Annotated in this window: 18 protein-coding genes; 5 read left to right on the top strand and 13 right to left on the bottom strand. The window is 62.1% G+C overall.

The window, feature by feature from the left end; all coding sequences use genetic code 11:
- Window positions 1–73: 73 nt before the first annotated feature.
- Window positions 74–1,339 carry an urea ABC transporter substrate-binding protein gene (gene urtA / locus VSQ83_RS21340; protein WP_219262788.1) on the bottom strand — a complete coding sequence of 422 codons (1,266 nt, stop codon included), beginning with the start codon at window positions 1,337–1,339 and terminating at the stop codon, window positions 74–76.
- Between the two features lie 286 nt (window positions 1,340–1,625).
- On the opposite strand from urtA, the gene VSQ83_RS21335 reads away from it, so the two are divergent.
- Window positions 1,626–5,102 carry a DUF4329 domain-containing protein gene (locus tag VSQ83_RS21335; RefSeq protein WP_326427477.1) on the top strand — a complete coding sequence of 1,159 codons (3,477 nt, stop codon included), beginning with the start codon at window positions 1,626–1,628 and terminating at the stop codon, window positions 5,100–5,102.
- Here the strand turns inward: VSQ83_RS21335 and VSQ83_RS21330 are convergent.
- From VSQ83_RS21330 to cbiE, 12 genes are all read right to left on the bottom strand, one after another.
- On the bottom strand, window positions 5,099–6,109 hold the full coding sequence (locus tag VSQ83_RS21330) for a FecCD family ABC transporter permease (RefSeq protein WP_219262790.1): 1,011 nt from the start codon (window positions 6,107–6,109) through the stop codon (window positions 5,099–5,101). The two genes, VSQ83_RS21335 and VSQ83_RS21330, sit on opposite strands and share 4 nt — an antisense overlap.
- On the bottom strand, window positions 6,106–7,056 hold the full coding sequence (locus VSQ83_RS21325; RefSeq protein ID WP_219262791.1) for an ABC transporter substrate-binding protein: 951 nt from the start codon (window positions 7,054–7,056) through the stop codon (window positions 6,106–6,108). The genes VSQ83_RS21330 and VSQ83_RS21325 overlap by 4 nt, the downstream gene beginning before the upstream one ends.
- Window positions 7,053–7,841 (bottom strand): ABC transporter ATP-binding protein, encoded by a 789-nt coding sequence (locus VSQ83_RS21320; RefSeq protein ID WP_133078751.1) that lies wholly within the window; start codon window positions 7,839–7,841, stop codon window positions 7,053–7,055. The genes VSQ83_RS21325 and VSQ83_RS21320 overlap by 4 nt, the downstream gene beginning before the upstream one ends.
- A 186-nt stretch (window positions 7,842–8,027) precedes the next feature.
- Window positions 8,028–10,142 (bottom strand): TonB-dependent receptor, encoded by a 2,115-nt coding sequence (locus VSQ83_RS21315; protein ID WP_219262792.1) that lies wholly within the window; start codon window positions 10,140–10,142, stop codon window positions 8,028–8,030.
- Window positions 10,143–10,307: 165 nt separating this feature from the next.
- The gene (locus tag VSQ83_RS21310; RefSeq protein WP_219262793.1) at window positions 10,308–11,684 is read right to left on the bottom strand and encodes a PepSY-associated TM helix domain-containing protein; all 1,377 of its coding nucleotides are present in this window, start codon (window positions 11,682–11,684) and stop codon (window positions 10,308–10,310) included.
- A gap of 142 nt (window positions 11,685–11,826) precedes the next feature.
- Window positions 11,827–13,884, bottom strand: a complete 2,058-nt coding sequence (locus tag VSQ83_RS21305) for a TonB-dependent copper receptor (RefSeq protein WP_326427476.1) — start codon at window positions 13,882–13,884, stop codon at window positions 11,827–11,829.
- A 97-nt stretch (window positions 13,885–13,981) separates the two neighbouring features.
- Window positions 13,982–14,353 (bottom strand): DUF2946 domain-containing protein, encoded by a 372-nt coding sequence (locus VSQ83_RS21300; protein ID WP_133078799.1) that lies wholly within the window; start codon window positions 14,351–14,353, stop codon window positions 13,982–13,984.
- A 48-nt stretch (window positions 14,354–14,401) separates the two neighbouring features.
- The gene (locus VSQ83_RS21295; protein WP_326427475.1) at window positions 14,402–14,896 is read right to left on the bottom strand and encodes a copper chaperone PCu(A)C; all 495 of its coding nucleotides are present in this window, start codon (window positions 14,894–14,896) and stop codon (window positions 14,402–14,404) included.
- A gap of 50 nt (window positions 14,897–14,946) precedes the next feature.
- Complete coding sequence (locus VSQ83_RS21290) at window positions 14,947–15,345, bottom strand: DUF2946 domain-containing protein (protein ID WP_326427473.1); 399 nt, start codon at window positions 15,343–15,345, stop codon at window positions 14,947–14,949.
- A 232-nt stretch (window positions 15,346–15,577) separates the two neighbouring features.
- Window positions 15,578–16,309 carry a cobalt-precorrin-6A reductase gene (locus VSQ83_RS21285; protein ID WP_326427472.1) on the bottom strand — a complete coding sequence of 244 codons (732 nt, stop codon included), beginning with the start codon at window positions 16,307–16,309 and terminating at the stop codon, window positions 15,578–15,580.
- Window positions 16,306–17,403 carry a cobalt-precorrin-5B (C(1))-methyltransferase gene (locus VSQ83_RS21280; RefSeq protein WP_219262798.1) on the bottom strand — a complete coding sequence of 366 codons (1,098 nt, stop codon included), beginning with the start codon at window positions 17,401–17,403 and terminating at the stop codon, window positions 16,306–16,308. The genes VSQ83_RS21285 and VSQ83_RS21280 overlap by 4 nt, the downstream gene beginning before the upstream one ends.
- On the bottom strand, window positions 17,396–18,607 hold the full coding sequence (gene cbiE / locus VSQ83_RS21275) for a precorrin-6y C5,15-methyltransferase (decarboxylating) subunit CbiE (RefSeq protein ID WP_133078760.1): 1,212 nt from the start codon (window positions 18,605–18,607) through the stop codon (window positions 17,396–17,398). The genes VSQ83_RS21280 and cbiE overlap by 8 nt, the downstream gene beginning before the upstream one ends.
- 199 nt (window positions 18,608–18,806) lie before the next feature.
- Here cbiE and cobG point away from each other — a divergent pair, with 199 nt between their 5' ends.
- Genes cobG through cobJ form a run of 4 tightly spaced genes read left to right on the top strand, consistent with a single transcriptional unit; the run spans window position 18,807 to window position 23,152 of the window.
- Window positions 18,807–20,138, top strand: coding sequence for a precorrin-3B synthase (cobG, locus tag VSQ83_RS21270; protein WP_442800243.1), 1,332 nt, complete (start codon window positions 18,807–18,809; stop codon window positions 20,136–20,138).
- Window positions 20,131–20,757, top strand: a complete 627-nt coding sequence (locus tag VSQ83_RS21265) for a precorrin-8X methylmutase (protein ID WP_046810051.1) — start codon at window positions 20,131–20,133, stop codon at window positions 20,755–20,757. The genes cobG and VSQ83_RS21265 overlap by 8 nt, the downstream gene beginning before the upstream one ends.
- The gene (locus VSQ83_RS21260) at window positions 20,757–21,488 is read left to right on the top strand and encodes a precorrin-2 C(20)-methyltransferase (protein WP_133078762.1); all 732 of its coding nucleotides are present in this window, start codon (window positions 20,757–20,759) and stop codon (window positions 21,486–21,488) included. Before VSQ83_RS21265 ends, VSQ83_RS21260 begins: the two co-directional genes overlap by 1 nt.
- Window positions 21,485–23,152 (top strand): precorrin-3B C(17)-methyltransferase, encoded by a 1,668-nt coding sequence (gene cobJ / locus VSQ83_RS21255; RefSeq protein ID WP_326427470.1) that lies wholly within the window; start codon window positions 21,485–21,487, stop codon window positions 23,150–23,152. The genes VSQ83_RS21260 and cobJ overlap by 4 nt, the downstream gene beginning before the upstream one ends.
- Window positions 23,153–23,465 lie beyond the last annotated feature (313 nt).

Here is a 23,465-nt window from a genome sequence, read left to right as displayed (position 1 = left end):
TCTTTCAGTGAAACCGTGTTGATTGCATCGCGAGCAAGCCCGCTCCCACAAAAGCACAACGATGAGGCTGGCCTCAGTTACCCTTCACCGCGTAATCCGGCTTTTTGTCGTTGCCCGAGATGTAAGGGCTCCACGGCTGGGCGCGGATCGGGCCTTCGGTCTGCCACACCACGCTGAACTGACCGTCAGGCTGGATCTCGCCGATCATCACCGGCTTGTGCAGGTGGTGGTTGGTCTTGTCCATCGTCAGGGTGTAGCCCGACGGCGCGGCAAACGTCTGGCCGGCCAGGGCTTCGCGCACTTTATCCACGTCGGTGGACTTGGCTTTTTCGGCGGCCTGGGCCCACATGTGAATGCCCACGTAGGTGGCTTCCATCGGGTCGTTGGTCACGGCTTTGTCGGCGCCCGGCAGGTTGTGTTTCTTGGCGTAGGCTTTCCAGTCGGCGACGAACTTATCGTTGGCCGGGTTCTCTACCGACTGGAAGTAGTTCCAGGCGGCCAGGTTGCCCACCAGCGGTTTGGTGTCGATGCCGCGCAGTTCCTCTTCACCCACCGAGAACGCGATCACCGGAACGTCGGTGGCTTTCAGGCCCTGGTTGGCCAGCTCTTTATAGAACGGCACGTTGGAGTCGCCGTTGACCGTGGAGATCACCGCCGTTTTGCCGCCTGCCGAGAACTTTTTGATGTTGGACACGATGGTCTGGTAATCGCTGTGGCCAAACGGGGTGTAGACCTCTTCGATGTCCTTGTCGGCCACGCCTTTTGAGTGCAGGAACGCGCGCAGGATCTTGTTGGTGGTGCGCGGGTACACGTAGTCGGTGCCCAGCAACACAAAGCGCTTGGCACTGCCGCCGTCTTCGCTCATCAGGTATTCAACGGCCGGAATGGCCTGCTGGTTAGGGGCTGCACCGGTGTAGAACACGTTGGGCGACATCTCTTCGCCTTCGTATTGCACCGGGTAAAACAGCAGGCCGTTGAGTTCTTCAAACACCGGCAATACCGATTTGCGCGACACCGACGTCCAGCAACCGAATACCACGGCCACTTTGTCCTGGGTCAGCAACTGGCGGCCCTTTTCGGCAAACAGAGGCCAGTTGGAGGCCGGGTCCACCACCACCGCTTCGAGCATCTTGCCGTTGACGCCGCCCTTGGCATTGATCTCGTCAATGGTCATCAGCGCCATGTCTTTGAGCGAGGTTTCGGAGATCGCCATGGTTCCGGACAGGGAATGCAAAATCCCCACCTTGATGGTCTCGGCGGCTTGCACCGTCCAGGTCAGGCCCAATGCCGCGATGGAGGCGGTCAGGGTGAAAGCCTTGATCAAGCTGCGACGCTTCATGGTGCGATCTCCAGGTATCTGATTTTTAGAGGATTGATCTGAACACTGAGAAGGTCTTAGCAAGGGCTGTGCCGGAGTTGAAATCAGGCTCTGCAACGGGGCTTTGCGCGAAAATCGGGCGTCATGGCGCACCAGTTGGGGGCTTGAGTGCGCTGCCTTGGTGCCAGGCAGGCATAAATCGCCTGCCTGGGGCCGTTCGCCCCAGGAGGGGGCGGTTTCGCAGGGCAACTTAACTATTTACCGCCCGCTCAGCCCACGGCTCTTGATGATGAAAGGAGATCTGGCCTTGGCCGATCTCCCTTCTTTGATCAAGGATGCCATTGCTATGGACTACACCGAGAACCGTGAAAAGCGCAACGCACATCCCAATGTGCGAACCGTATTGCCGACGCTAAGCCCGGCCTTTATCAATGCCGATGATGCCGCCCGCTTTGCCCACCAACTGATCGCGGACTACCGCACCGTCGAGTACGGTGGCGCTATCCTCCAAGACACCCAGGGACGCTATTTCGCAACACGCCCGGTAAGAGGAAGACAAAGCTCGTTTGATCCGACATTGGTCATTTCAACCGATGCCAAAGGTATGTTCATCACCCCCCCCGGCTATACCTGCGTGGCCTTGTACCATTCGCACCCGGCGAACTACGACAAGCTGCAAGGTGTTTTAAAATCATGGCCACCCCAGGACATTCAAACCGCCATCAACAGCTTTTCTACTGCGGACATGGTGCTCAATCGGCTCAATGCCTATTTTGCTGTCGCCCATTATTTGTCGGGGGTCAATGGCTCGCTGCTCAAATACATCGCCAGCGGATCGCCTCTGGAAGAAGCGCTCACAGAACGAATTGCCCTCGATACCAGCGAGGGGAAACTGACATTTCCCACCATCGCCCAATACATCCAGGCGGCAGCCAGGGTCGGGACGTTACGGGTGATTCAGTCCACTGAAATATGGGGCGCAAAGCCGGGGCTGTTGCGGGGGGACTTCAAGGTGTTCACACCGTCAGAGTCTCTGGATATTGCCCCGGTGATCGTGCAGCAGCCCGCGTTTGGGCCTATCAGTGAGAGCATCGAGCAGGCCGTCAAAGAGATGCGGGCGCGGGTCAATCAAACCAGTGACAGCGTGTACGGGATCATCCTCGAACACAAAGGCCAGCCCGTGTTTGTCGCTTCGGAACCGGTTTCGGGGGAGCTGGATTTCTCGCTGTCGAAGATTTTCCCCTCGACGGCCTCCACTCCGGGTCTCATACCCCCTTATTACGAGGTGGCAGGCTTGTATTGCCGCGACGGTTTTTACCGCGATCCGAGCCTGGTGCCTGTGCAAGAGCCTTCGGTATTCAAGAATTTCCTGTTTCCCCAGGCCCTGGCCAATGGGGTCAAGGCTGCCCAGGCATTGGCCGGGCCATCGGCCGCGCGCGCAGTGCCGCTGTTTATCTGCACCACCGATGGCGCTGTCCTGAAATACGTCTCGACGTTGACCCCGGCCGAGCAAACCTTGCTGGCGCCGCTCACCCAGGGTGAGGGGTTGGCGATTACGCGGGAGCTGCTCAGCGGCGTGACGCTCACCAGCGCGTTTATTCGCGAGCTTTCCCGCGTGGGCGAGTTAAGCGTGCTGCACACCAGTGACTTGTGGAGCAGGGAGGGGCGGGTGACACCCGCCTGGCAACCCTATGATGGCTTTTACCGGCGGGCCATGAGCCCGTCTTTCATCTCGGCTGATGATGCCGCGCGTTACGCCCACGAACAGATTGCCGGGCGAGATGACAAGGTCTACGGCGGCCTGATCTATCAGCGGCTGGACAATCGTTTTGTCGCCACTGAGCCCCTGGCCTGCCATAACGAGAGCTTCGATCCCGCCTGCGTGCTGCCACCAGAACTCATCGCCCTCACCCCCCACGGGTGTGCCGTGGTGGCGGTTTATCACACCCACCGTGTGCATCCGTTGTGGCTGTGGCGTTCAGCCTCGCAGGAACAGGTGTGGCGCAACATGCTTGAACCCCACGAGCTCAATGCGGCCATCCGGGATCGTGAGTGGGCCAGCATCCGCTATTTTTCGGCGCGCAACGGCACCTTGCTCAAATACACCCCCAGCGACTCTCCCCTTGAACGGGCGCTGCGCACGCAGATCGCGCCGCCTGTGGAGCATCCCGAAAATGTTCGGCGCAACGCGATGCACATGACCCTGCGGGCCAACTCGATCAAACCCGTGGACTACGTTCGTCAGGTCGCTCAGGCGGGGGATTTGCAGGTTGTGGTGGGCAGTGCGTTGTGGGGGCAGCCCGGCAAGGTAGCGGCGGACTTCAAGCCGGGTGCCGTGCCAGCTGCGACAGAGGCGCTACGGCCTCTGGCTTGCAGCCCGGTATTTACTCAATTGGAAGATGCCGTGCGCTATGTGCACAACGGTCTGACGTTTGCGCAAACGTCTCAATACGGGGTGATACTCGCCAGTCTTCACGGGGACGAATACGTAGCGACCCTGCCACTGGAAGGCGGGGAATTTACCCTGGACCGATTGTTTGCCCGGGATGCAGTGACCGACCAGCACCGACTGCCGCCGGGTTTCAAGCTCCAGGCCGTCTATGTGGCAGCCCCCAGGGTGGCGGCAGGCGTGGAAGGGTTGGACACCAGGCGCATTTACGAGGCATTTGTGTCGCCGGTGGATTTCGCCCGGGCACTGGCGCTCAGTGACAGTATCAAGGCGCAAATTGGTTTGGTGCCTGCGGCTGCGGTGCTTTACCTGTCCAGCAGCGACGGTGCGCTGTTGCGCTATATCGACAGGTCATCGCAGGTGCAGTTGGCCAGCGGCGTATTCAGGGAGGGCGGTCAGGCCACGCTTGATCAACTGACAGCCCTGCGGCTCACGCCGCTGGACTATGTGCGCAAGGTGGCGATGGCGGGTGATTTACAGGTGATCAAAACCAACCCGGTCTGGACCCGTGCGGGGCGTGTCAGCGCGGGCTGGCAACCTTATGGTCTGGAATTGCCCGCTGCGACGGCCAGCAACATCCGGTTCTTTGCCTTGGGCCCCGTGTTCAGTCACCCCGACGATGCGGCGCGGTATGAGCATCAACACCTCAAGCATCCGTGCGTGGCCAATATGATGGGGGGCGTGTTGCGTCACCCCGATTACGACACTTACGTGGCCCTGCAATTGATGGAAAACGATGAGCCGGTGAATGTGGCACAGATGATTCTGGGTACGCACTTGTCGCTGCCGAACGTGCCGGCTGCCAGAACGGTGTTGCCCGGTGGCTATGCCATCAAATCCCTGCATTTCGCCCGTGAAGTCAGCGGGCAGGTGGCGGGCACTGCGATTGAAACCAATCTGCTGAAAAACATGTTTTGGCCGGTCGACATTTGCTACGCCACCCGAACACTTCACCGGGAGTTGAGCGACGTCAGTGTTGATTTTCTGTACCTCTCGACCGATGACGGTGGGCTGTTGAGGTACTGGCGCGGTGACAAAGAGGCCAATGACCGGCTGTGTGAATATGTGAGCGGCGCCAGTGTCACCTACGAGCGCTACTTCATTGAAAACAGCAGCCCGACCCGAACCCCGGCCCTGCCCAGCGATACCCTGACCCGTGTGCTCAACTCAGGCGGTCTGCGGGTATTGGAACCGAGCAGCACCTGGCCGCGAGCCGGGGCGGTCAACACCCGCCTTACCGTGTCGACGCAACCTGTGGCGTTTGACTATGAAGGCACGACCCCCGGTATGCCGGTGGTGCAGTTGAAAGTGGGGCCGGTGCGCGATGAGCTTTAGCGTTTACGCATCAAGCCAATAAAGAACAGCCCGCCTATCGCTGCCGTGGCCACGCCGATGGGCAGGTCCTCGGGAGCGATCAGGGTGCGGGCCGCCACATCGACCCACACCAGAAACACGCTGCCCAGCAGCGCCGACACCGGCAATAAACGCCGGTGTTCGGCGCCCACCAAACGCCGCGCAATGTGCGGGATCATCAGGCCGACAAAGCCGATCGAACCGCTGATAGCCACCAGTACGCCGGTCATCAGCGAGGCGATCAAAAACACCCGCAAGCGTACGTTGCGCGCATTCAGGCCCAGGGTCACGGCGGTCTGCTCGCCAGCCATCAGGGCGTTCAACGGGCGGGCCATGCCCAGCAGCAACACCAGCCCCAGCAGCACGCTGGCGCTGGGGGTGGCCAGCAGTTCCCAGCGCGCCAGGCCCAGCCCGCCGAGCATCCAGAACAGCACGGCGGAGCTGGCGCGATGGTCGCCCAAAAACAGCAGCGTGTTGGCCACAGCCATCATCACAAATGACACCGCGACCCCGCATAACAGCAGGCGGTCACTGTCCAGGCGGCCATGACGGCTGGCGATCGCCAGTACCAGCAGCATGCTCAACAAGGCCCCGATAAACGCGGCGATGGGCAGGGTCAGCAGGCCGACGATTTCGCCCACATGCAGCACAACAATCACAGCACCCAGGGTGGCGCCACTGGTCACGCCGAGCAGGTGCGGGTCAGCCAGCGGGTTGCGGGTGACCGCTTGCAGCACGGCGCCGATCAATGCCAGCCCGGCACCCACCAGCGCTCCCAGCAGCATGCGCGGCACGCGGATCAGCCACACGATGTGCTCCTGCCCCGGGCTCCAGCTCACGTCGCCAAGGCCGAACAGCTTGTTCAGCAAAATGTGCCACACCACGTCCACCGGCACCCGCGCCGGGCCAAAACCCAGCGACACCACGCACGACACCAGCAGCAGTGCGCCGAGGCCGATCAGCAACAGGGCGTAGCGACGAGCCATCATTGTGGGTGAAAGCCTTTGGCCAGAGTTTCGATGGCGAACACGTTGTCGATACCCGGCGTGGCTTGCACATAAGGGATGACGATAAAGCGCTTGTTACGGATGGCGTCCACCGATTGCAGGGCCGGGTTGGTTTCCAGGAAACGTTGTTTCTGCTCGGCCGTGACTTCGCTGTAGTCGACAATCACGATCACCTCGGGGTTGCGCTCGACCACGGTTTCCCAGTTGATGCGGGTCCAGCTGGCGTCGATGTCGCTGAGGATGTCATTGCCGCCTGCCGCTTCGATCAGGGCGTGGGGGATGCCCAGCTTGCCCGAGGTCATGGCACGGTCTTCGCCGCTGTCATACAGAAACACCCGGGGTTTTGTGGCGGGCAAGGAGGCTTGTACCTCGGCGATTTTTTGCTGCATGTGCACGACCACCTCATGGGCGCGGTCTTGCACGTTGAAGATCCTGCCCAGGTTGAGCAAGTCGTCGTAGGTGTCTTGCAGGCTGGCAGGCGGGCGCTTCATCACGAAAGCGCAGGACTCGGTCAGCTCATACACATTGATGCCCAGCGGAGTCAGGGTTTGCGGGGTCAGGTCGCCGCCTACGCGCATGCCGTAATCCCAGCCGGCGAAGAAGAAGTCGACGTTGGCATTGAGCAGGGTTTCCACCGACGGGTATTTGCTGGCCAGTTCCGGCAGGCCGTCGAGGATCACGTTCATCTCGGGCGTCACCGCCTTCCAGCCACTGATGCCGCTGTAGCCGGCCATATGCGGCTTGAGGCCCAGGGCGAGCATCATCCGGGTCATGTTGATGTCGTGGCTGACCGCGTGCTTCGGGGCCTGGGTAAAGGTCACGTCGCGGTTGCAGCTCTTGATCGTCAGCGGGTACTGCGTGGTCTGGGCCTGGGCCAGTTGGGCACCCAATACGGCGCAAAGGCCGAGTGCGAGGCGGATCAGCTTCATGGTTGGGTTATCCAGGTAATGCGCGGGTAGCCGGACAGCGGGTGGTCGTCGATCAATGCCGCTACGCCAAAGACATCGCGCAACAGTTCGACGGTCAGCACTTCGCGCGGGGTGCCGCTGGCGATGATCTTGCCGTGGTTGATCACGTACAGCCGGTCGCAAAACGCGGCGGCCAGGTTGAGGTCATGAATGCTGGCCAGGGTGCCGATCTTCAGGCGCTTGACCAGTTGCAGCAGCTCCAGCTGATAGCGCGGGTCGAGGTGATTGGTCGGCTCGTCGAGGATCAACAGTTCGGGTTGCTGGGTCAGGGCCCGGGCGAGGATCACACGCTGTTTTTCACCCCCCGAGAGGGTGGCGAAGGCGTGGTCTTCAAAGCCGTTGAGGCCGACTGACTGGAGAGCGTTTTTGGCCAGTTCACGGTCGGCTTCGGTGTCGCCGTCGAACAGGCCCTTGTGCGGGGTACGGCCCATGGCGACGACTTCATCGACGGTCAGGCCAAAGGCATCGGGAAATTCCTGCAATACCACCGCAATGCGCCGGGCGCACCAGCGGGGCGATTGCTGCCAGAGGTTGTGCGGGCCCAGATGGACCTCGCCTGACTCGGGTTTGCTGAAGCGATAAGCGCAGCGCAACAGGCTGGTCTTGCCGCTGCCGTTCGGGCCGATCAACCCCACGAACTCACCTGCCGCGACGTGCAGGTTGGCATCACGCAGCTTGAACTGGTGATGACAATGGCCGTGGCCCAAAGGGGTCCAGGCGAGTTGGGTGAGGGTGAGGCGGGTCATAAAAATCCGGGTTGGCCAATATTGAGAAAGATCCCTGTAGTCGCTGACGAGGTACGAGGCTGCGATCGAGTGCGAAGCGCTCGTAAAACCTGAGGTCTCAATGCAACTGATACCCCGAGGCGCCTGGTTTGCGACTGCTTCGCACTCGATCGCAGCCTCGTACCTCGTCAGCGACTACAGATTCGGTCAGAAGGCGTAGTCTGCGGTCACGAAGAGCGAGCGCGGCTCGCCCATGATCCATTGCTGGCCGTTATTGTATTGGGTTACGGCGTACTGGCGGTTGAACAAATTGTTCAGGCGCAGCCCCAGGGTGGTTCCAGGCAACGCTTTCCAGCTGACGGTGGCGTCTACCACGGTGTAGCTCGGCAGCTCGACGGTATTGGCCATGTCGGCATAACGCGAGTCGACATAACGCACGCCAGCCCCTGCGTTCACGTCATCGGTAAAGGCCTTGCTCAACCACAGGTTGGCAGTGCGACGGGGTACGTCGGTGGGGCGATTGCCCTTGCGCGATACCCCTTCGTCATCGAATGTGTCGTACTGCGCGCGCACCACCGAGGCATTGGCCTGCAACTGCCAGCGGTGGGGCAGTTGCAGATCAAGGTTGGCTTCCAGGCCGCTGGAGGACTGCTCGCCGACTTGCTGTGATTTGCCCGGATTGTTCGGGTCGGACGTGATCAGGTCTTTCTTGACGATGTGATACGCTGCCACTGTCCATTCGCCACGCTGGTCCCAGAACATCTGCTTGAAGCCGATTTCGGTCTGGCGGGCGCGGGCCAGGTCGAAGACCTGCTCGTCCGGGTACAGGCTGATCAGCCCGGCCACCCCATCAACGCTGGTGGCCTGCTGTGCATAGATCGACATGTCCGGCGTCAACTCATACACCAGTCCGACTTTCCAGCTGTTGGCCGACAGGCTGCGGTCGCTGCGTGTGTCTTTGACCAGATCATTGTTGTCCAGGTGCACGATGTCGCGCCTCACTCCCGTCACCAACGACAACTGATCCGTCAGCTCGGTGCGGTTTTCGGCAAACAGCGAGACCTGTTGCGTGGTGGTCTTGAACTGGTCGAGGTACGGCGAGCGGCTTTCGAACTGGCCACGATCCGGGTGGTACAGGTCGATCGGCTGGCCGTTGTTCACATCGGTGTACGGCGAGTTGCTGTGCAGGTTGAAGTGGATACGGTTGTAGTCCGCCCCCACCAGGGTTCTGCTTTTGAGGCCGAACAGGTCGTGGTTGAGGGTAAAGGTCTGGCGGTCGCCGACCTGTTCCTGCTCATGTTTGATGCTGAAGTAACCGCTGCGCAGCAAGGTCTGGCGGTCTTCATTCCAGGCATGGCGCTCGGCGTTCTGCCAGCGGCGCTGGGCCTTGAGGTAATAAAGCTCGTTGCTGGCGCTGAGGTCGTCGCTGATCTGCCATTCGGTGTTCAGGCGCGTCCACTGGTCGTTGTAATGCAGCTTGGCATCGCGCACGTTGTAGTTCTTGTCGCGCAGGCTCTTGTGATAACGGCCATTGATCAGCGGCACACCAAAGTCGTTCTGCGGCTCCTGGTCGCCGTAGTCGTGGCTCAGGGTGAATGCCAGGTCGTCGTTGGCCTGCCAGCGCAGGGCGGCACTGATAAAGGTGTTTTCGGAGTCGCCGTGGTCGATCCAGCCATTGCTCTGCGTGTGGTTGATGTTCAACCGGTAGCTCAGGGTGTCGGTGAGCGAGCCTCCACTGTCCAGCGCCTGTTGGCGGGCATCGTAGGAGCCGTAGCCCAGGCGGACATGGTTCTCGATTTCACCGCTGAAGGGTTTTTTCGGGATCACGTTGATCACCGCGCCGGTGGCACCTTCGCCATACAACACTGAGGCCGGGCCGCGGAGCACGTCGATGCGTTCCACCGACCAGTCGTCCACCGGGAACGTTACGGTGCCTGCGCCGCTGTACATGCGAATCCCGTCATACAACTGCATCACCGAACCCTGGCCCACAAAGCCCCGGGCCGAGTACGACGAACCGCCGTTGCCCGGTGTGCCGGTGTTGCTGATGCCGGTGGTACGGGTCACGGCGTCCTGCACACTGCGGTCACCACGGGCACGGATTTGCGCACCGGTCAGGCTTTCGACGCTGGCCGGTGTCTGGAGGCTGTTGAGGTTCAGGCGCGAACCGGCGCTGGTGGCGGTCTTGAGGTCGATGCTTTCACGATCGACTTCAGGGGCGGTAATACTCGCGGCTGGCAATATCAGGGAAGGGGCACTGTCATCGGCCTGGGCGCTGTTCATCGCCAGCAGGCAGAGGCTGGAAAAAAGGTACGTGTTCATCGGGGCAGTGAGTCGCTTATTTCAAGAGGTGTCCCCGCTGCCTCCTGGCGGCGGGTAATGGAGCTTAAATTACTTTGTTATACAGTAACACTTATTTCGGGTGTGATACTGGCGTTCCATTATAGCAATGGCTCTGGAATGCGCCTCTCGGATGCCTCATGCGCATTATGAGAGGTGCTCACGTGGGCGTTTATTGCGGATCAACAGCAGCAAACGATCAAGCACCCACACCGCAACCAGGGAAGCGGCTACCAGCGGGAACACAATTGCCAGGGCGAGCATGATGACCACGCCGGTTTTCCAGGTCGGCAAATCATGACGCAACGGCGGTACGCCCAGGCGACCTTGGGGCCTGCGCTTCCACCAGATCACCAGACCGCTGACCGAGCTGAGCAGGATCATCAGGCACACCACCAGGATTGCGATCTGGTTCAGCGAGCCGAAGAGTTTGCCCTCGTGCAGCATCACCCCCATTTCAGTGGCGCGGGCGACAGGGCCGTAGTGCTGCCAGCGCACATCCGCCAGCACCTGGCCGGTGTATTGATCAACATGCAGGGTGGCATCGTTGCGCGGGTCGTCGGCGAAGACGGCCACGGTAAAGACGCCGGTGGCGGTGGTTGGCAGCGTGATGCTGTAGCCGGGTTCGACCTTGCGCTCGATGGCAGTGTCGACCACGTCCTGCAACGTGATGCCCGGTGCCGCCGGGCCGCTTGGCATGGCGCCGTGGCCCATGTGTTCGGCATGGGCCCCGGAGACCGGCATCGGCGTATTTTCCAGCGCCCAGGGCACGGTTTGGCGAGTGACGGTGTTGAGGCTGCGGGCCTCAATATCCGACGTGGGTACGTTGTTCCACATCGCTGCCGGGAACTGGTTCCACACGTCGGCGTATTGCTTGCCCCAGAAGCCGGTCCAGGTCATGCCGCTGATCAGCATGAACAGCAGCAGGGCAGCGCCCCAGAAACCGGTCACGGCGTGAAAGTCGCGCCACAGCACGCGTCCGCGACGGCTCAGGCGTGGCCACAGTATCCCGGCGGCCGATTGCCCCCTTGGCCACCACAGGTACAGGCCGGAAACCACCAGCACCACGCCCCAGCCTGCAGCCAGCTCCACCAGCCGGTCGCCGAGGGTGCCGATCATCAGCTCGCCATGCAGCGCCCGGGCCACGGCTTGCAGGTTGAGCTTGGCGTCTTGCTCGCCCCGTATGGCGCCGCTGTACGGGTTGATGAACACGTTGAGCTCACGCCCGTCGTTGTGGAGCACGAACTGAGCACTGCGTTCAGGATTGATCGGCGGCAGGTACTGGCTGATGTGGCCTTGTGGATAAGCGGCTTGCACGCGGCTGAGCTGTTCATCGGCGCTGAGGCTGTGATGGGCCGGGGTGACGTTGAGCAGATGGTCGTACATCAGGGAGTCAAGCTGGGGCTTGAACAGGTAGATAATCCCGGTCAGCGCCAGCAGGATCATGAAGGGGGCGACAAACAGGCCGGCATAGAAATGCCAGCGCCAGGCCAGGTTGTAGAAAGACGGTGTTGGTTGGCTCATGTGAGCGGCTCCGCAAGGTTGCATTGTTTATTTTTTAGTGTGGGAGCGGGCTTGCGCGCGATGCCGGCAGCGCGGTCTGTCTGGCTGACCGCGATGATGCAATCGCGAGCAAGCCCGCTCCCACAGAGGGTGGCGACTTGCGTCAGAAACTCACATCCACCTTGGTCCACAAGGTGCGGCCCGGTTCATTGATCGCCCTCGGGTCATTGGCCGGGTAGCCGTAACCGGCGTTGCCCGCCATGTTCAGGTGCTCGCTGTAGTTTTTATCCAGCAGGTTGTCGACGCCGGCGCTGACCTTGAGGTTTTTGTTGATGCGGTAGGCGCCATTGAGCGAGAACACGCCAAAACCTGCACTTTTGTCGAAATCCTTGCCCACTACGTTGCCCGCATTGCGGTCGATACGGCCCTGCGGTGCGACCACCCGCCACAAGGCGCCTGCACTCCAGTCAGCTTCGCTGTAGGTCAGGCCCAGACGGGTGTCCAGCGGCGGCATTTGAGGCAATGCCTTGCCATCGCTGGTGTTCTTGCCCCAAGCGTAGGCCAGGGTGGCGTCGGCTTTCCAGTTGGAGGTCAGCTGATAAGCCGCACCCACTTCACCGCCCATGATCCGGGCGTTGATGTTCTGCGCCTGAGAGTAGCCCTGGGCGTAGTCGAACAAGATGTAGTCCTGGACTATGCCCGCGTAGGCCGATGCCCAAGCTTCCAGATTCTGGGTTTTGTATTGCAGGCCCACGTCCAGCTGGGTGGTTTTTTCGGGCTTGATGGCATCGAACGCGTTCACCGAGCCGGCCGGGCCCGAGCTTGGGGAAAACAGTTCCCAGTAATCCGGGAAGCGTTGGGTGTGGCCCAGACCTGCGTACAGCGTGGTCGGGCTATCGGCCAGGTCGTGCTCATAGCGTACAAAGCCGCTGGGCAGGGTGTCGGCTCGGGTTTTGTCCAGGGTCGGGTTGGGTTTGCTCATCATTCCCGAGCCCAGGCGCGCCCGGTAATCCTTGGCAGAAGCTCGATCCAGGCGGGCGCCGCCGATTACCCGGTCACGCTCGGCGGCGTACCAGGTCAGTTCGCCAAATGCACCATAGTTGTGGAAGTCGGCGTCTTTGCTCCAGTTCTTATCCTTGTAGGTGTCGATGCCCATGCCAGAACGTTTGCGGTGTTCGTTGGTTTGCGCATCGATGCCGCTGATCAACTGGTAGTCAGCCCAGTGCCAGGTGGCTTTGACCCGTGCGCCAAGGGTTCGGCGGTCGACGTTGGACGCCATCGGCCCCGCCATCATGCCGGTGCCCGACGGGGTGCGCAGGGTGTAGTTGTCCATCACATGGTCGGCGTAGTTGTAGTAGACCTGAGCTTCGATCTTGTCGAGAACGTCGCCGATATTGGACTTCTCAAAGCGCAGCCCCAGGCTTTCTCGCTTGTACTGGCTGCCATCCATGCCGCGGCCTGCAGAGCGGGCTTCGCCATCGCCCTTGCCAGCGGTCAGTTCCAGCAGGGTGTCGGCGTCCGGGGTCCAGCCGAGGGCGATATCGCCGTTCCACTTGTCGTAGCGCGAGGGCACGGTGTCGCCATTGCCGTCTTTGTAGTCGTCGGCATGAGCGGTGTTGCCGATCACCCGTACATAACCCAGCGGACCACCGGCGGCGGCATCGATGGTTTTGTCGAAGCGGCCGTTGGAGCCGGCCAGCAGGCTGGCGTTGACTCGCGTGCCGAGTTCGCCGAAGTGCTCGGGCTCACGTTCGAACAGGATGGTGCCCGCGGATGCGCCAGGCCCCCAAAGCACTGTTTGCGGGCCTTTGATCACGGTGAGCTTGTCGTAGGTTTCGGGGGAGATATAGGACGTTGGCGCGTCCATGCGGCCGGGGCAGGCACCGAGCATCATGCCGCCGTTGGTGAGGATGTTCAGGCGCGAACCGAACATGCCGCGCAACACCGGGTCGCCATTGGTACCGCCGTTGCGGATCAGGGCGAAGCCGGGGATGGTTTTCAGGTAATCACCGCCATCACTGGCGGGCACCGGCTGGCGCGGATCTTTGGGGTTGGTGACGACGGTCAGGGGCGAACTGGGCGCGACGGCGGTGATCACCAGCGGGCTCAATTCATGGGTGTGCCCGGCCTGTTCGTCGGCCACGGCGGTGGACGCCAGAATTGCGCAGCTCAGGGTGCCAAGGGCAAAAGGTAAACGGGAGGCAGCAGTAAAACGGGACATAAGCATTCCAATATTCAAGCGAATACAACACGGCCACGCACCTGCGGCTGTCTAAGCAGCGCCTGCAGGTTGGCCGGATGAAGAGTTGTGTCGGTGCTTAAAGGAATACAGGCGGTGCGCGGGAGCGGGCGCCGGGGAAGACCGGTTGCCGGGCATGGCCCAGGCGGGGGTTGGCAGCCAGATAGCTGTTGAGTGTTGGCGCGCTGTGAAGGGCCAGGTCGGGCGTGCCGGGCAGTGCCGGGCAACTGAACAGCAACGTGCAGTAGCCGCACTTTGCCCAGATGGCATGGTGGTCGGTGGAGGGTTGTTTATGTTCGGCGTGCGCAGACATGTCCATGCCCATATCCATCGACATGGGCATTGGCATGGAGTCGTGATGATCCATCGGCATCGACTGGGAAATCAGCGGGCCGATAAAGATCATCAACATGGCAAACAGGCTCAGCCAGCTGCCGCGAATGGGCGACATGGTGTGCCTGGCGCGAGGTTCGCGCACGGGGGGCAGAAACCTTGGCCGTTAGTGGGCGTGCATGTGTTCCATGCTGTCGGCCGGGGCCTGTTTCTGCACATTGACCTCAACCGGTACGGCGCCTGCCTTTTCAAAATGCAGGGTCAGCGGGAAGTGCTTGCCGTCCTGCAGCAGGCTGCGGTCCTTGAGGCCGAACATCATCACGTGGTACGCCATGGGCGCAAACGTGACGGTGCCACCGGGCGGCACGTCGACGCTGGCCACGGGCAGCATTCTCATCAAGTCGCCCTCCATCACGTGCTGATGCAGTTCGGCTTTATCGGCAATGGGCGTGTCGACGCTGACCAGGCGGTCGGCGCTGCTGCCGGTGTTGTGAATGACGAAATAGGCAGCCACGGTCGGGGCGTTGGGCGGCAGCTCTTGCGACCAGGGGTGGGCGATTTCAAGGTCGCCGCTTTTGTATTCATGGGCGTTGGCAAAACAGGCAGGCAGCAACACAGCCGCCGCGATCACGACGTGCTTGAACAGGGAAAGGTTCAACATGGCAATTCTCCGGAACGATTCAAAACGCAAAGGGGTTGCGAGGATGAAGATCAGACCAGGGGTGAGGCGCGGGGGTTGAGGCTCGGCCATTGCTGGCGCGGGGTGGGGCGTTTGAGGTGATCGGGGACCAGGCTGTGGCCGTGCTCGATGGCTGCAAAATACAGCGAGGGAACATGCGCGGGCAACGCCACCAGCGGGGCTGCGCCTGAACAGCACCAGCAATGCTGCATGGTGGAGTGTTCGTCTTTCTGGCTGTCGCCGGCGTCAAGCTTGCCCAGGGAAACGGCGACCATCTTGGTGCCGGTGGAGGTGCAAAAGCTGCTCCACATGAATTGCTCGGTTGCAGCGTTTTTGGCGTCACCCATCGCGCCGGCCGTCGACATGGCGAGCATGTTGAACAGCACTGCAAAGCAGGCGATCCAGGCAAATGCAAACCGTTGTCGGGACATGAGCAATTCCATGAGTGAAGCGATCAGGCGGCTATTTAGCCTGAATGATCGGCGTAAGTAAAAAGAGCAGATGTGGCGAAGTGTCGCGCAAGTATAGCGGATGCGGGTTTTGTACTCCTCATCGGGCCAATCTGTGGGAGCGGGCTTGCTCGCGATGGCATCTGCTGGTTTTACCAAGCAGACCGCGTCGTTTGCATCGCAGGCAAGCCAGCTCCCACAGGTTGGGGGCTGTTCACAACAAACAACGTTCCTGCGCCAACGCCTCCAGCACGTCCTTGGTCGTCAAAAACTCCCGATCCACCTGTGCCAACACCGGCCGCTTGAGGATCAACACGGGCACCCCGCGTTCACGGGCCACTTCCAGCTTGGGCTCGGTGGCGCTGCTGCCGCTGTTCTTGCTGATCAACACATCGATCCGGCGCTGCTCGAACAAGGCGCGCTCTTCGTCGATCAGGAACGGGCCCCGTGCGCCGATCACTTCGCAACGCTCATTGCCCGGATAGACGTCGAGGGCGCGCAAGGTCCAGAACTGCTGTTCGGGGATCTCATGCACATGCTCCAGCGGCTCGCGGCCCAAGGTGAACAGCGGGCGCTTGAAAGGCTTGAGGGCTTGGACCAGTTCGCTCCAGTGCGCCACTTCGCGCCAGTCATCATCCGGTTGCGCAACCCACGCGGGGCGGCGCAGGGCCCAGCACGGGATAGTGCTGGCGGCCGCGGCGAGGGCCGCGTTCTGGCTGATTTGCGCGGCGTAGGGGTGAGTGGCGTCCAGCAGCAGATCGATGCCCTCGTAGCGAATGTATCGGGCCAGACCTTCAGCGCCGCCATAACCGCCCACCCGTACCTCGCAGGTCAGGTCCGTCGGCACCCGGCCTACACCGGCCAGGCTGTAGACATGTTGCGGGCCCAGGGTGCGGGCGATGGCCAGCGCTTCGGTGACGCCACCGAGCAACAGTATCCGCTTCATGCAAAGGCTCCTGCGTGGCCAACGATCCCGCCCTGACGGTCGATGGCAAATACTTCAACCTGCACCTGGGCAGGCACCACGCTGCGGGCAAAATCCAGTGCGTGCTGGCACACCGCATCGCCCAGCGCGATACCTGCCGCGCTGGCCATCGCCAAGGCTTGCTGGCTGGTGTTGGCCTGACGAATCGCCTCTTGCAGCGCCTGGTCTGCACCCATGTCGGCGGCCCACCGGGCCAGTTGTGGCAGGTCGATGCTGGAGTGACGGCTGTGCAGGTCCATATGCCCGGCAGCCAGCTTGCTGATTTTTCCGAAGCCGCCGCAAATGCTCAACTTATCCACAGGGACTTTGCGCAGGTGCTTGAGTACCGCGCCGACGAAGTCACCCATTTCGATCAGGGCGATTTCAGGCAGGTTGTACACCCGGCGCATGGTGTCTTCGCTGGCATTGCCGGTGCAGGCGGCGATATGCAGGTAGCCATTGGTTTTGGCCACGTCGATGCCTTGATGGATCGAGGCGATATAGGCTGCGCAGGAAAACGGGCGGACAATGCCGCTGGTGCCCAGGATCGACAACCCGCCGAGAATGCCCAGGCGCGGATTCATGGTTTTCAGGGCCAGGGCTTCGCCGTCCTGCACGTTGACGGTCACTTCAAAGCCGCCGTTGTAATTCAGCTCGCTGGCCAGTTGCTGCAAATGGTCGGTGATCATCTTGCGCGGCACCGGATTGATCGCCGGCTCGCCCACGTTCAGCACCAGCCCCGGACGGGTCACGGTGCCGACGCCGCGTCCGGCGACAAAACCGATACCCGGTTCCGGGCGCAGACGCACCCGCGAGTACAGCAGTGCGCCGTGGGTGACGTCCGGGTCGTCGCCCGCATCCTTGATGGTGCCCGCTTCGGCGCCGTCTTCGCTCAAGCGGCAGAACTCCAGGCGCATCTGCACCTTTTTACCCTTGGGCAAGGTGATTTCCACCGCGTCGTGGCTGGCGCCGCCCAGCAGCAAGCGGGCAGCGGCCAGGCTGGTGGCGGTGGCGCAGCTGCCGGTGGTCAGGCCACTGCGCAGCGGAGCGGGTTGTTCGCCGGTTTCGTCACGCATCGAGGGGTTTGGTCACGTCTAGAAGAGTAATGGGCAACGCCTGGCGCCAGGTGTCGAACTCGCCCAAGGGTTGTGCCTGGGCGATGTGGACCCGTGTCAGCTCACCGCCGTGACGCTCACGCCAGCTCATCAAGAGCATTTCACTTTGCAGGGTGACGGCATTGGCCACCAGTCGCCCGCCGGGCTTGAGCTGCTGCCAGCAGGTGTCGAGTACGCCTTCGCGGGTCACGCCGCCGCCAATAAAGATCGCGTCCGGGCGCTCCAGCCCTTCAAGGGCTTGCGGGGCCTTGCCACGAATCAGTTGCAAGCCGGGTACGCCCAGGGCATCGCGGTTGTGTTCAATCAATTGCTGGCGTCCGGTATCCGCTTCAATCGCCAGGGTGCGGCAGCTGGGCCAGGTGCGCATCCACTCGATGCCAATCGAGCCGCTGCCCGCGCCCACGTCCCAGAGCAATTGGCCGGGCAAGGGGGCTAGGCGGGCAAGGGTGATGGCGCGCACATCGCGCTTGGTCAACTGGCCATCATGGGCAAAGGCGCTGTCCGGGAGCCCGCCGGTGCGTGACAGCGGCTGGGCGCTGTCGTCGGCCAGGCAGTCGATGGCAATCAAGTTAAGGGCGGCGATGGGCGGGTCGCTCCAATCATTGGCACTGGCTTCTACCCGTCGTTCCGCCGGGCCGCCCACGTGTTCCAGCACATGCAGGCGGCTGGGGCCAAAGCCACGTTCGCGCAGCAGGGCGGCGATGGCGGCCGGGCTTTTACCGTCATTGCTCAAGACCAGCAGGCGTACGCCGCTGTGCAGGTGCGCGTTAAGGGCCGCCACCGGGCGGGCCACCACAGACAGCGTGACCACGTCCTGCAGTGGCCAACCCAGGCGAGCGGCCGCCAGAGAGAAGGATGACGGTGACGACAGCACTTGCATCTCATCGCTGGCAATCACTCGCGCCAGGCTGGCGCCGACCCCAAACAGCATCGGGTCGCCGCTGGCCAGAACGCAGACCGGCTGGCCGCGCAATGCCAGCACTGGCGCCAGGGAAAAGGGACTTGGCCACGCTTGGCGTTCGGCGCGAATACAGGCGGGCAGCAGGTTGAGCTGACGCTGGGCGCCGAACACCGTGGCTGCGCCGAGCAAGGTGCGACGCGCATTTTTGCCCAGCCCGCTAAAGCCGTCTTCACCGATTCCCACAATTGTTAGCCAGGGCGACATGCCAATCCTCTTGTTCAACGCCAAATGTTCCATCCGCCAGCGGGTCTGCATGGCCCGTGGAATCAGGCCGCATGATAGCGCAGCCTCGGGCTGCAGATGCCTTGTGCATTCATTCCGTCCGGCAGGCTTTTCATGAGGCTGTCCAAAGCAGGCATAATGCGCCACCTGCAATAGCGAATTGCCTGCTCTGGATAACCCTTTGATTTTGCCACCTGAACCTTCTGTCACGACGCCTGTGCGCCCTTCGGCGTGCCCGGGGCTACTGCGCATTGTCCAGGCGATGGATGGCGGTATCTGTCGGGTCAAGCTGGACGGCGGCTCTATTACGGCCGCACAGGCGCTCGCGGTGGCCGATGTTAGCCAGCGCTATGCCAGTGGTGTGATCGAGGCGACTAACCGGGGCAACCTGCAAATTCGAGGGGTTGGTCCGCAGCATGCCGCGTTGATCGGTCCCTTGCTGGACGCAGGGCTGGGGCCCGCCACGGCTGCCAGTGATGATGTGCGCAACCTGATGCTCAGCCCCACGGCAGGTATTGACCGGGATCTGTTGATCGATACCTGGCCTCTGGCCCATCAAGTCCTCGACAGCCTGCAAAACACGGCGCGTTTTGCCGAGTTGTCCGCCAAGTTCGCCGTGCAACTGGACGGCGGTGAAGCGCTGGCGATGCTTGAACATCATCACGACCTTTGGTTGTCTACCGTTGACCTAAATGGCCAGACGCTACTGGCCTTTGGTCTGGCAGGCTGCCCGGCACACGATCCTGCCCTGGCTGGCGTGCCCGTCGAGCACGGGCATGCAGTGGTGCTGGCGGTACTTACGCTGTTCCTCGACCTGGCCCGCCCCGAGCACATTCGCATGCGCCACCTGCTCAAAGAGCTGCCGGTCGAGACGTTTATGGCGCAGTTGGCACAGCGCCTGCCGGTACCGCTCATCGCGCTTTCGAGCTGGCGACGGGAGCCCGGCGCGGCGTCCTTGCACATCGGGACGTACCCACAACGCGACACGGACCGGGTCTATATCGGCGCCGCTCCGCCGCTGGGTCGGCTGAGTGCGACCATGCTTGAGGGGTTGGCGCATCTGGCCCGGGAGTATGGTGATGGCACGCTGCGGTTTACCCCGTGGCAAAGTGTGCTGCTGCCCAACCTGCGGGCTGCAGATGCGCCAACCGTCACGCGCCAGTTACACGGGCTGGGGTTGAGCTGTGATGCGGCCCTGCCGCTGGCGCACCTGATCGCCTGCACCGGCTCCAGCGCCTGCGCCAAAGGCCTGGCCGACACCAAGCAGGATGCTCGCCAGTTGGCCGCGTTGTTGACTGCGCCCAAGACGATCCATTTGACCGGCTGCCTGCGTTCTTGCGCGGCAGCCCATGTCGCGCCGGTCACATTGCTGGCCGTGGCGCCCGGTCATTACGACCTTTATTTACGTGCCCCAGAGCAGCCGGGATTCGGTGTTCTGCGTGAGCGCAACCTTACTATTGAAGCGGCAGGCGCCTGGCTTGAGGCCCGCCAACGGAGCAACACCGATGATTGATTACATCCGCGATGGTCAAGAGATCTATCGCAACTCGTTCGCCATTATTCGTGCCGAGGCCAACCTGGACAGCATACCGGCGGATCTGGAAAAACTCGCGGTGCGGGTGATTCATGCCTGCGGCATGGTCGACGCCATTGAAGACCTGCGTTTTTCTCCGGGTGCAGGCAAGGCCGGGCGCGATGCCCTGGCCGCTGGCGCTGCAATTTTGTGCGATGCGCGCATGGTCTCCGAAGGCGTCACCCGTACCCGCTTGCCGGCCAACAACCCGGTGATTTGTACCCTGCGTGAAGAAGGCGTGCCCGAACTGGCGCTGGAAAAGGGCAACACCCGCTCGGCCGTGGCCCTTGAGCTGTGGCGCCCGTATCTGGAAGGCAGTGTGGTGGTGATCGGCAACGCGCCCACCGCGCTGTTTTACCTGCTGGAAATGATCGACGCAGGCGCGCCCAAACCAGCGCTGATCCTGGGCTTCCCGGTGGGGTTTGTTGGCGCGGCTGAGTCCAAGGCCATGCTGGCGGCAGACAGTCGCGGCGTGCCGTTTGTGATCATGCAGGGCCGCCGTGGCGGCAGCGCGATGGCCGCCGCCGCGGTCAATGCACTGGCAACGGAGATCGAATAATGACGCAGCCAGGACGTTTGATCGGTCTGGGCGTTGGCCCCGGGGACCCGGAGCTGATTACCGTTAAAGCCTTGCGCCTGCTGCGTGAGTCGCCGGTGGTGGCGTACTTCGTCGCCAAGGGCAAAAAGGGCAATGCCTTCGGCATCATCGAAGCTCATCTGCAAGACGCGCAAACCCAGATGCCGCTGGTGTATCCGGTGACCACTGAAGTGTTGCCCGAGCCATTGTCGTACGAGCAGGTGATCAGCGATTTTTACGATCAGGCTGCCGTCGAAGTGGCCGTGCATCTGGACGCCGGTCGCGATGTGGCGGTGATCTGCGAAGGCGACCCGTTCTTCTATGGTTCCTACATGTACCTGCACGACCGTCTGGCCCAGCGTTTTGAAGCGCAGGTAGTGCCGGGCGTGTGCTCGATGCTGGGTGGCGCCTCGGTGCTGGGCGTGCCGCTGGTGTATCGCAATCAGAGCCTGTCGGTGCTCTCGGGCGTGCTGCCCCATGACGAACTCAAGTCGCGCCTGGCGGTTGCCGATGCGGCGGTGATCATGAAACTGGGCCGCAACTTTCATAAGGTGCGTGAAGTGCTGGGTGAACTGGGGCTGGCCGAGCGTGCGCTGTATGTCGAGCGCGCCACCATGAGCAATCAGAAAATCGTCCCGCTCAACGAAGTGGAACCGATGTCTTCGCCGTACTTCTCGCTGATCATCGTGCCCGGCGAACGGTGGCAGGGATGAGTCGTCCAGCGCCAGCCATTGTCATTCTGGGTAATGGCAGCCTGAGTACCGCGCAGCGTATTCAACAGTGCTATCCCGAGGCGCTGATTTACGGTCTTGCAGGGCGGGTTGAGGACGTTGATCGCGGTTACAGCGATTTTGGCGCCACCCTGCGTGAGCTGTATCAACAGGGCACACCGATTATTGCGCTGTGCGCGGCGGGGATCGTGATCCGCACGCTGGCGCCGTTGTTGCTGGAGAAGGGCGCCGAACCGCCGGTGCTGGCCGTGGCCGAAGACGCCAGCGCGGTGGTGCCGCTGCTGGGTGGGCTGGGTGGCGTGAATGATATGGCCCGCACCATCGCTGCAGGCCTGGGTATTGCCCCGGCAATTACCACCAGTGGTGAACTGCGTTTTGGCACCTGCCTGCTCAATCCGCCAGCGGGTTATGCGCTGGGTGATCTTGAGCTGGGCAAGCGCTTTGTCTCGGACCTGCTGGCGGGCGAGTCGGTACGGATCGAAGGGGATGCGCCATGGCTGGCCAGCGCGCAACTGCCTGAAAGTCAGCAGGCACGGCTGGCCATTCATATTGGCAGTGCCGAACGTGAACCGGCCGCCGACGAACTGCTGATCTATCCCCGTAATGTGCTGGTGAAAGTGGCTGCTGAAGTGTCGCCACAGGCCATTCGCGAGGCCTTGCATAACGCGAAGCTGGCGTGGCAATCACTGGCGTGCATCGTCGCCGACGATACCTTGATGGCCAGCGCGCAATTGCGTGAAACAGCCCTTGAACTGGCGGTGCCCCTGCGCTTTGTCAGCGCGGGTGAGCCGGTAGTGCCTGCTGTCTGGCGCGAGGTGGGCAATGACATGTCCCTGGGCGTTGCCCCCGCGCCATTGGACCCGTTGCAGCTGGGTCGGGCCCGTGGCCGTCTGGCCGTGATCGGCCTGGGTCCTGGCGCCGCCGAGTTGATGGTGCCTGCGGTCAAGGCCGAGCTGGCGCGGGCCAATGATGTGTTGGGCTATGAGACGTATGTGCGCATGGCCGGCCCGTTTCGCGACGATCAGGTGATGCATTGCACCGATAACCGCGAAGAGATGCAGCGCGCCCGCCATGCGTTTGAGCTGGCGGCCCAGGGTCGTTCGGTGGTGGTGGTGTCTTCGGGGGATCCGGGGGTGTTTGCCATGGCGGCGGCCGTGCTTGAGGCCTTGCACGAGTCCACGGACCCGCAGTGGCACAGCGTTGACCTGGAGATGTTGCCGGGGGTGTCGGCCTCGCTGGCCACGGCGGCGCAGGCGGGAGCGCCGTTGGGGCATGACTTCTGCGTGATGTCGCTGTCGGACAACCTCAAACCGTGGAGCATCATTGAAAAGCGACTGGACCTGGCCGCTGAGGCGGATCTGGCGCTGGCGTTCTACAACCCGATTTCCCGTTCGCGCCCGTGGCAGCTGGGCGTGGCGCTGGATATCGTCAGGCGCCATCGCACGGCGCAAACACCGGTGGTACTGGGGCGCGATATCGGTCGTCCGGGGCAGACCCTGCGGGTGACTACGCTGGGTGAGTTGACGCCGGATCAGGTGGATATGCGCACGATGGTGCTGGTGGGGTCGTCGACCACCTGCACATTCCCGCGGGTCGATGGCACGCAGTGGGTGTACACGCCGCGCTGGTATGGCGAGAAACCCTGACAAAAGCCTGTAGTCGCTGAGGAGCGGAGCGAGGCTGCGAGGGGGGGCGCAGCGACCCTGCTTGAAGGTCCTGCGGCCCTTATCGCAGCCTTCGGCAGCGACTACACGTGTTGTTCAGGCCTTGGAAATCAGTCATTTCGTACGACGTTTCGCTTTCATTCTCGTGAAACATCCGAGAAGATTCCGCTCGCTTGCGCCTGTCCATTTCGGGGAATAGTCTCGGCCAATCGCTGCAAAATCAGCGATCGGGTTTAGTAGCCCGGCTTTAGTGTTTGGCGCAAGGCGCCACCTTTTCGAGGCGCTTTTTTACGGC

The sequence above is a fragment of the Pseudomonas sp. DSV-1 genome, from assembly GCF_035830915.1.
In the GTDB taxonomy this organism is placed as follows: domain Bacteria; phylum Pseudomonadota; class Gammaproteobacteria; order Pseudomonadales; family Pseudomonadaceae; genus Aquipseudomonas.
This window is presented reverse-complemented; position numbering and strand designations above follow the sequence as displayed.

Coding starts and splice junctions, on each gene's coding strand:
- VSQ83_RS21300 (WP_133078799.1), bottom strand. CDS start 14,353: ATGTCGCCCATTCGCGGCAGCTGGCTGAGCCTGTTTGCCATGTTGATG.
- VSQ83_RS21310 (WP_219262793.1), bottom strand. CDS start 11,684: ATGAGCCAACCAACACCGTCTTTCTACAACCTGGCCTGGCGCTGGCAT.
- VSQ83_RS21315 (WP_219262792.1), bottom strand. CDS start 10,142: ATGAACACGTACCTTTTTTCCAGCCTCTGCCTGCTGGCGATGAACAGC.
- VSQ83_RS21260 (WP_133078762.1), top strand. CDS start 20,757: ATGACGCAGCCAGGACGTTTGATCGGTCTGGGCGTTGGCCCCGGGGAC.
- VSQ83_RS21290 (WP_326427473.1), bottom strand. CDS start 15,345: ATGTCCCGACAACGGTTTGCATTTGCCTGGATCGCCTGCTTTGCAGTG.
- VSQ83_RS21280 (WP_219262798.1), bottom strand. CDS start 17,403: ATGCGTGACGAAACCGGCGAACAACCCGCTCCGCTGCGCAGTGGCCTG.
- VSQ83_RS21330 (WP_219262790.1), bottom strand. CDS start 6,109: ATGATGGCTCGTCGCTACGCCCTGTTGCTGATCGGCCTCGGCGCACTG.
- VSQ83_RS21295 (WP_326427475.1), bottom strand. CDS start 14,896: ATGTTGAACCTTTCCCTGTTCAAGCACGTCGTGATCGCGGCGGCTGTG.
- VSQ83_RS21305 (WP_326427476.1), bottom strand. CDS start 13,884: ATGTCCCGTTTTACTGCTGCCTCCCGTTTACCTTTTGCCCTTGGCACC.
- urtA (WP_219262788.1), bottom strand. CDS start 1,339: ATGAAGCGTCGCAGCTTGATCAAGGCTTTCACCCTGACCGCCTCCATC.
- VSQ83_RS21320 (WP_133078751.1), bottom strand. CDS start 7,841: ATGACCCGCCTCACCCTCACCCAACTCGCCTGGACCCCTTTGGGCCAC.
- VSQ83_RS21285 (WP_326427472.1), bottom strand. CDS start 16,309: ATGAAGCGGATACTGTTGCTCGGTGGCGTCACCGAAGCGCTGGCCATC.
- cbiE (WP_133078760.1), bottom strand. CDS start 18,607: ATGTCGCCCTGGCTAACAATTGTGGGAATCGGTGAAGACGGCTTTAGC.
- VSQ83_RS21265 (WP_046810051.1), top strand. CDS start 20,131: ATGATTGATTACATCCGCGATGGTCAAGAGATCTATCGCAACTCGTTC.
- cobJ (WP_326427470.1), top strand. CDS start 21,485: ATGAGTCGTCCAGCGCCAGCCATTGTCATTCTGGGTAATGGCAGCCTG.
- VSQ83_RS21325 (WP_219262791.1), bottom strand. CDS start 7,056: ATGAAGCTGATCCGCCTCGCACTCGGCCTTTGCGCCGTATTGGGTGCC.